Origin of the sequence: Streptomyces nanshensis (genome assembly GCF_001751255.1) — a bacterium.
GTDB classification, from domain to species: Bacteria; Actinomycetota; Actinomycetes; order Streptomycetales; family Streptomycetaceae; genus Streptomyces; species Streptomyces nanshensis_A.
Genome location: NZ_LJGW01000089.1, coordinates 1 through 7067 on the forward strand (window position 1 = coordinate 1; position 7067 = coordinate 7067).

Consider the following 7067-nt stretch of genomic DNA (forward strand, 5'->3'; position numbering starts at 1 on the left):
CACTCGTCGCCGACCTCACCGCATGACCCGACGCATCCACCTGGAATCTGGAATCCCGAATCCCGGAGGCTTCAAGTGACCACCACATCATGGCCGTTCGGCACCGACGCCAAGCAGGACGATCCGCTCACAGCGCGGCGCATCCCCGTTGTCTCCGGCTTCAATCCGCGTTGGCGCTACGTCGCCGCCTACGTGGACACCGACCCGAACTGCCCGTTCGACCCGCCCTGGCCGTTCGCCAGCGCCGAGCGCCCCACCGAGCAAGAAGCGCGCATGCTCACCTCGTTCCTCCAGGAGCACCGGCACTACTGGTTCAACAACACCGGTTACGCCCGCGAGATGGACGCGCGCCCGCTCGACATCGACAGCGGCTGGAATACCACCGTCTTCATCAAGTACGGCACCGACGACTGGGGCTACCGCCGCTGCTCGTGGACCCGAGGCCCGACGTTCGTGCCCGAACCGCCCAGCATCGCTGACCGCACGCTCGGCCCGCTCACTCTCGAACAGGTCATGGACCGCCGACACACCCTCGGCGACACCGAGCCCATGCAGCACTGGATCGACTGGAAGAACACACACCCCGACGACTTCCCCGCCCCCAAGTGACGCCCTCGGAGGCCGGGCGATCCGCCAGCGCCCGCCCTGCCCTCCCGCGCGTCGCACGGAGCGGGATCCGTCCGGCTTCGCCGGTGAGTGGCGCCCTGTTTCGCGGGGCGCGGAGAGGAGTGCTATGTCCGCTGTCACGCTCGCAGTTGGCGCTGTGTGCTTCGTGTTGGGTTTCGCCGTTGGCGCGAGGGAGTTGGACGTCCGCCTGTTGTGGTGGTGGGAGCGGACGGTGCGGCGAGCGCTGCGCGGCGCGCAGCGGAAGTTTCGGTGTGCGGTGGTGGGTTCGGGCGGCGCCGGTGCTGTTCGTTGCGGTGTTCGTCCTGCATCCCGTGCGGGGCCCGCGGGGAGTGCGGGAGGCCCGTCGCTCTCGGGGCCGTCGTCACGGGAGTCGTACGCGGGAGAGGACGCTTCGCCGATAGCGTCCGTACGGGCGCTGGGCAGAGCTGTGTAGCTGGTGTCGGGTCGATGGGCACACCATGCAGGTCGGAACTCGTTTCCGCAGGTCAGGGAAGGTGTTCTCTTCTCTTCTCGCTTCCGTCACCATGGATGTTGTGAGGGAGTGAGACACCCGCACACCGCCGCGAACGATCCATCACTGAACGGAGAACACCATGGCGAGGCTGTCGAAGGACGACGCCCGAAACCACCGGAAGGCATGCGACCTGGTCGATCTGGACCGCCCCCTGAAGCTGTCCGAGAAGGAATTCGTCCTGGAGCACTTCCAGGAGTCCGCGACCGTCACCGCCCCCTTGGCGGGGGCGTTCTTCACGCCGCTGGAGTTGGCGCGGGATGTGTCGCTCGGTGTGCACGGTGACCGGATCATCGACCTGTGCGCGGGCATCGGACACCTGATGTGGGAGTGCACCGCGCACTGGAAGCGCCGCTGGGAGAACCGGCCGCCGCGCGAGCTGGTGTGCGTGGAGAAGAACCCCGAGTACGTACGGGCCGGGCGGAAGGTCCTGCCGGAGGCGACCTGGATCTGTGCCGACGTCCTCGATCTCCCCGCCTCCCTGGGCACCTTCGACCGCGCGATCGGCAACCCGCCGTTCGGGAGCGTCGAGCGCAGCCGCAACGCGCCGAACTACGCGGGAGCGCGTTTCGAGTACCACGTGATCGCCGTCGCGGCGCAGCTCGCTCCGGCCGGGGTGTTCATCATCCCGGCCAACTCCGCGCCGTTCCGGCTCAGCGGGCGCGTTCAGCACACCCCGCAGCACAACCCCGCCTACGAGCAGTTCGAGAAGTCCACCGGCATCCGCCTGGCGCCCACCTGGCCGGACATCGACACCTCGGCCTTCGTCGGCCAGTGGCGCAACGTGCGGGCGATGCCGGAAGTCGTGCGGTTCGACCCCGAGACCTGCGAGGAGGTATCCCCGCCAGCGCGGGCGTCGCGAACAGCGCCGCCGGCGCCCGTGCCCGAGACGCCGCGCGAACCCCACGAGGACGCTGCGCCGTCCGGGGTGCTGTTCTGACCGCTCCGCTCCCGCGCAGCGGGCGCTTGTGCCCGGCGACGTGCCGGGCTCCGCAGAGTGCGGGCGTGAGAACCCCGCGCAGACCGCCGAACCGATCCATCAGGAGGTCCCGTGTCTCAGAGCGTGCCGCGAGACGAGTTCGCCAAGCGCCTACGCAGCCTGATTCCTTGCCGCAGCGGCGTCCGTGCAGGAGTGCCGTGTTACCGGCTCTCCCAGCGCCCGCCGCAAGGGAAGCTGACCGAAGCCCAGTACGCGCCGATCCGGGAAGCCGCCGACTCCCACTTCGACGGATACATGAGGCACCGCAGCGACGGGGCGGCTCACCACCTGCGCTACAGCGTCACCGTGCGCAACACGGTCGTCGCATACCTGCTGTTCGACGGAGTCGTACGCATCGTGCCCTGCCTGCCCACGGCGGAGATGCGGGAGGCGGCGCAGCTTGCCGAAGTGCAGTTGGGCGCCGACCCCGGCATTCAGCAGGACCTTGCCGACGAGCGGTGCGACCCGAAGTACGCCACGGCCCAGGGGCTGCGTAGCGGTATCGGGCGGCTGCTGGCACGCGCCGAGGCCGGCTCGCAGTTCCTTGACTTTCCGCCCGGTCCGGTGCGCGGCCATCGTGGGCCGAATCCGGTCGCGGCGTACAGCGAGGCGCAGCGGCGGGAGTGGGCCGGTCAGGCCGCCGAACTGCTGGAGGTCTTCCGGAGCCGGTTTCCGGCCGCGTATGCGCTGTGGCACGAGGACCAGGCCGACCGGGCCCGGTGGCGGCGAGGCGCCGGAGGCGGGGGTCCGGACCTCTCTGAGTTCGAGGCGGGCGATCGTGTGGGCGTCACGCTCGGCAACGACGGCGTGTTCCCCGCCCTGGTACTCACCTGTGACCCCGGCAGTACGCACAACGTGCTGCGGCTGCGCCTGCCCCACCGGGATGTCGACGTGCCCCCGAGAGCAGCGCCGCCGCGGCTCACCCCGTACGGCGTGCTTCAGCCGCAGACGCGTGAGCTGTGGGCGCGGTACTGGGCGGAGATGCGGGGACCGGACTGGATTCCCTACCCCCGTACGGGCTTGCGTCCGCTGCGGGGGGAGGACGCAGCGCCGGTCGACGGGGCGAGCGGCGGTTGTTAACGAAGAACACTAAACGCGCTGGTCAGGGAAGGGGTTCACCTCCCCGCCCACTTCCGCCACCATGGATGTTGTCGGGGCGTGAGACACCCCGCACCGCCGAACGATCCATCACCCGAGGAATGAGGCAACGCATGCAGGCACAGAGGCTTTTCATTGGGGCGGAGTTCAGCTCGTGGATCGGCAGCGTCGTCACCGTTGACGTCAAGAGCGAGAAGTCGCGCTCCATCACGGCCGGGGTGCTCACCGCGACGTACGACAGGTACGGCATCGCGACGGATCTTGCGGAGACCGTTCTGACGGTGGGCGGCAGGTCCGTGCGGATCAACTGGGACTCAGAATCCGCTTCCGTCATGATCTCCAAGGTCGCGGACCCGAGCAAGCACCCGTTTCGCTAAACGCGCTGGTCAGGGAAGGGGTTCACCCCCCTCAACTGGGACTCAGAATCCGCTTCCGTCATGATCTCCAAGGTCGCGGACCCGAGCAAGCACCCGTTTCGCTAAACGCGCTGGTCAGGGAAGGGGTTCACCCCCCTCAACTGGGACTCAGAATCCGCTTCCGTCATGANGCCGCCCGCGCATCACCCACACCGAGCCCGGCGGCGGGCGCCGCTCTCGGGATGTGCTCACCCCGCGACCTCCGCCCCTGCGCCGACTCCCGTACGCGGTGACCGCCGGACCCGCGTCGGGCTGCCCTGTCCACCTCCAGTCGAAGGAGCTGCTGCCTCATGTCCATCCGACTCCCGCGCCGCCCGCGACGGCGCGTCGACCTCCAACTGCTGCTCATCGGCGGCGAGATGACCGCCCAGGCCGTCCGGGTGCACTACCCGGCCGGGGCCTGTGCTGAGTGGCTTCCGCCGATCGCCCGGGATGCGCTGCCGGGCGATGCGCCGGGAGAAGCGCACCGGGACTACAACCGGGCCCTTAAGGCGGTGGTCATCGCACTGGACCTCTTCGGCCGCGGCTTCACCAACGCCACCGCCTCTGACCACCTCATCCGTCTGCACGCGAAAGGACTGGGCTGGCAGGACGGCGCCTCAGACCAGTGCATCGCGATGGTGCGTGCCGACCTGAACGCGTTCCAGGCCAGCCCCGCTGTATCGCGCGGACCGCTTCACCGCCGCTGAGCGCGCACCCCGCACCCCCGCCTGCCCGGGGCTGCCGCCGTTGCGGCGGCCCCGGGCATGCCCCCTTCCCCGCCGCAACCGAACCCCCGGAGGTATCCGTGTCCGTGCGATCCATGCAGGCCGTCATCCCGTGGAATTCCGACAAGGCGCATCGCTGCCCGCGCTGTCACCACGTCACGGCCGACGCGCCGTCTCCCTGGGAGGTGTACACGTGCTGCCGGTGCGGCACCCGCTTCGCCCGCTGGCCCCGTCTGCAACGCGCGCTGCGTCACGTCGGCGTCACCTGCGCCGAATGCACGTTCCCGCACCCGGTACCGGTAGACGGGGCCCCGTACGGCTTCCTCCGCCGGAGTATCGCCGGGATGGGCGGCGACCGCCTTTGCCTGTTCGAGGCGTGGAAGTGGACCGTTCCGGACGAGAAGGGCGGAGCCCAGTACCTCAACACCCGCAGCGACCGTCTGAGCGCGGTCGCCGACGTCGCCAACCGCTTCAGCCTGTTCGGCCGGGACGAGGAGGACGACACCCCGCTGATCGTCGTGGTCGTCGACGAGTCGCACGACCGGTACGGAACTGACGACGAGAAGCTGTGGGACGACTTCGCCGAGGGCCGGGCGGAAGCGTACGGCGTGGGGCTGCTCACCCGTAGCCCGGACACACGCCGCTTCCTCCCCGCGTCCGAAACGTTCACGTGGGGCCGGGTTGCCTCTCCCGGTCAGGAAGGCATCTACACCGACGCCGCCCGCATCCCGGACGCGTCGCTTCGCCGCCGGTGGCCGCTGCTGAGCCCCCCACTCTGATCACCCGACGCCCGCAGCGAAGGAGACCGCCATGGCACCGACCACGACTCCGCCCGCCGGCACCAGGCTCCGCCGCGGCGCCGACCTGATGACGGACTGGCGCGGCACTCCCGTTACCGCCGGCTGCCGCGTGTACTACCCGCGCCGCTGGGATCACTCGGTGGAGATGTGCGAAGGCACCGCCCGCGACGTCACGCCGTGCGGGCAGGTCCTCATCGAACTGTCGCGGACCTCACGGCCCGAGACCCGCGAGACCGCCAACGGTGCGCTGCGCCTCGTACACAGCGGCGTGCGGCAGCGCCGCGTGCACGCCGTACCCCCGCACAGCATCACCGTGCTCACCGACCAGCCCCGTACACCGCCGCCCGGCAGCGGGCCGGGCGATACGGACAGCCGCGAACGCGCTGCGGTGCTCGAACTGCACGAAGGCTGCATGGCGTTCGGCGACTCATGGCCTGGGGCCGACGTCGTCCACCTGGTCGAGCGCCTGTTCCTCGCCCTCGGCCTGCCCTACAAGGCGCCGGGCGGTGCCACCGACGACGACACCGAGGAGTAGACCATGACAAGGAAGTCCATGTACCGGGCCCCGCAGGTCGCGGCGGAGAACACGACCGCCTTGTACGCAATCGAGCCGGAGCCGGGCGACTGGGCATATGCGCTGGATGATCCGCCGGAGATCTACGGGCCCGGCTGGTACCCCTTCCACCGGCACGTCACCCGCCCGGTACCACACGACGGAGCGCCGCTTCGGCTGCCCCGCCTGGAGCGCACAGGCCGGACGGAACCGAGGCCGGTGCGGATCTCGCCCAACACCGCCTACCGCGCGTGGCACAACGAGTACGTCACGCTCTTCGGATACCGCGACGACGCTCGGGTGCTCGCCCGGACACACCTGTACGTCTCGCCGTGCACAGTCAGGAGCGCCGAGTTCGGGATCGACCTGCGGAAGAAGAGCATCACGGTCCCCGAAGCCTGCCCGGACAACCTGCGGCAGCAGGCCGAGGAGAAGGCGCGCCGGGTGCTCGCTTTCCTTCTGGCCGCGCGTGCGGAACGGCGCCGCGGGCTGGCCTCTCCGCACGGGATCCTGCACGCGGAGATGCGCCCGCGCTCCGAGTAGCCGGAGCACGGTAGGCGGACGTCGTCGGCGCCAGGCGGCGGGAGCCGGAATCGGGGACGGGGACGGTCCGGCTCCCGCGGTGCGTGCCGCCGTCGTGGGGCCGTACGCACCGAGGGTGGTCGGCCCCGTGGGGCGGTACGCGCACGGCAGGCACGGAATGCGTTTGCGCTGGTCAGGGAAGGGGTTCAGCCCCTCACTCACTTCCGCCACCATGGATGTTGTTGGGGTGAGACACCCGCACACCGCCGAACGATCCATCACCCCGGGAGGCCGACGTGGTCGATCTGACCTGACCTCACGGACGACGAGCCACCCGCGAATCCACCATGGAGGTGCCGTATGCGTTCTCTCATCCGTCGGTACAAGAAGGCCCTCGCCCGCAGGCGAGCCGTACGAGGTGTCACCGGCCCCGGCTGGTACACGGTGGCGTTTGACTGGTCGGTCGAGCGCGGGGAACTTCCTCCCCAGTCCCGCAGCGCATGGGGGAAGACCCCGCTGGATGCGGTGGACGCCGCCTATCTTGAGGCCGCCCGCGACTTCGCCGACTCCGTCCCCGAGTTCGCCAAGGTGATCGACGACGAAAGCCGACTGCTGGAGACGGCGTACGAAGAGTTCTTCCGTACCGCCCTCTACCCCGGCGCACACGAGCCCATCGACCCTGCCTGACAGCTCCGGGGTTCCCGGCCCGAACCGGGAGTGCTCACCCCCCCCCGTACGGCGCACCGGGCCAACTCCCATGAGTCGGCCCGGTGCGCAGGTCGCCCGTTCCGCCGCGCGCCGGGCGCCGCGGCTCGACGAATCAGCCGGCGCGGTGCGCGCGGGAGCGCGCGCAC

General features: G+C 70.0%; 9 protein-coding genes. All 9 read left to right on the top strand.

The window, feature by feature from the left end:
• Positions 1-75: 75 nt before the first annotated feature.
• Positions 76-609 carry a hypothetical protein gene (locus AN218_RS04440; protein WP_070015295.1) on the top strand — a complete coding sequence of 178 codons (534 nt, stop codon included), beginning with the start codon at positions 76-78 and terminating at the stop codon, positions 607-609.
• A gap of 611 nt (positions 610-1220) precedes the next feature.
• Complete coding sequence (locus tag AN218_RS04445) at positions 1221-2078, top strand: class I SAM-dependent methyltransferase (protein ID WP_070015296.1); 858 nt, start codon at positions 1221-1223, stop codon at positions 2076-2078.
• A 111-nt stretch (positions 2079-2189) separates the two neighbouring features.
• A complete protein-coding gene (locus tag AN218_RS04450) occupies positions 2190-3197 on the top strand; it encodes a hypothetical protein (RefSeq protein ID WP_141747459.1) in 1008 nt (335 codons plus the stop codon).
• A gap of 131 nt (positions 3198-3328) precedes the next feature.
• On the top strand, positions 3329-3592 hold the full coding sequence (locus AN218_RS04455) for a hypothetical protein (protein ID WP_070015298.1): 264 nt from the start codon (positions 3329-3331) through the stop codon (positions 3590-3592).
• Between the two features lie 329 nt (positions 3593-3921).
• Positions 3922-4320 carry a hypothetical protein gene (locus AN218_RS04460; protein WP_070015299.1) on the top strand — a complete coding sequence of 133 codons (399 nt, stop codon included), beginning with the start codon at positions 3922-3924 and terminating at the stop codon, positions 4318-4320.
• A 362-nt stretch (positions 4321-4682) separates the two neighbouring features.
• Positions 4683-5117 (top strand): hypothetical protein, encoded by a 435-nt coding sequence (locus tag AN218_RS35960; RefSeq protein ID WP_141747460.1) that lies wholly within the window; start codon positions 4683-4685, stop codon positions 5115-5117.
• 31 nt (positions 5118-5148) lie between these two features.
• The gene (locus tag AN218_RS04470; RefSeq protein WP_070015301.1) at positions 5149-5673 is read left to right on the top strand and encodes a hypothetical protein; all 525 of its coding nucleotides are present in this window, start codon (positions 5149-5151) and stop codon (positions 5671-5673) included.
• 3 nt (positions 5674-5676) lie between these two features.
• On the top strand, positions 5677-6234 hold the full coding sequence (locus AN218_RS04475) for a hypothetical protein (RefSeq protein ID WP_141747462.1): 558 nt from the start codon (positions 5677-5679) through the stop codon (positions 6232-6234).
• Between the two features lie 339 nt (positions 6235-6573).
• Entirely contained in the window at positions 6574-6900 is a 327-nt protein-coding gene (locus tag AN218_RS04480; protein ID WP_070015303.1) for a hypothetical protein, read from the top strand.
• Positions 6901-7067: the final 167 nt, after the last annotated feature.

Excerpts from the sequence above, each read along its gene's own strand:
- AN218_RS04445 (WP_070015296.1), top strand. The coding sequence starts at position 1,221 with ATGGCGAGGCTGTCGAAGGACGACGCCCGAAACCACCGGAAGGCATGC.
- AN218_RS04455 (WP_070015298.1), top strand. The coding sequence starts at position 3,329 with ATGCAGGCACAGAGGCTTTTCATTGGGGCGGAGTTCAGCTCGTGGATC.
- AN218_RS35960 (WP_141747460.1), top strand. The coding sequence starts at position 4,683 with ATGGGCGGCGACCGCCTTTGCCTGTTCGAGGCGTGGAAGTGGACCGTT.
- AN218_RS04475 (WP_141747462.1), top strand. The coding sequence starts at position 5,677 with ATGACAAGGAAGTCCATGTACCGGGCCCCGCAGGTCGCGGCGGAGAAC.
- AN218_RS04460 (WP_070015299.1), top strand. The coding sequence starts at position 3,922 with ATGTCCATCCGACTCCCGCGCCGCCCGCGACGGCGCGTCGACCTCCAA.
- AN218_RS04480 (WP_070015303.1), top strand. The coding sequence starts at position 6,574 with ATGCGTTCTCTCATCCGTCGGTACAAGAAGGCCCTCGCCCGCAGGCGA.
- AN218_RS04470 (WP_070015301.1), top strand. The coding sequence starts at position 5,149 with ATGGCACCGACCACGACTCCGCCCGCCGGCACCAGGCTCCGCCGCGGC.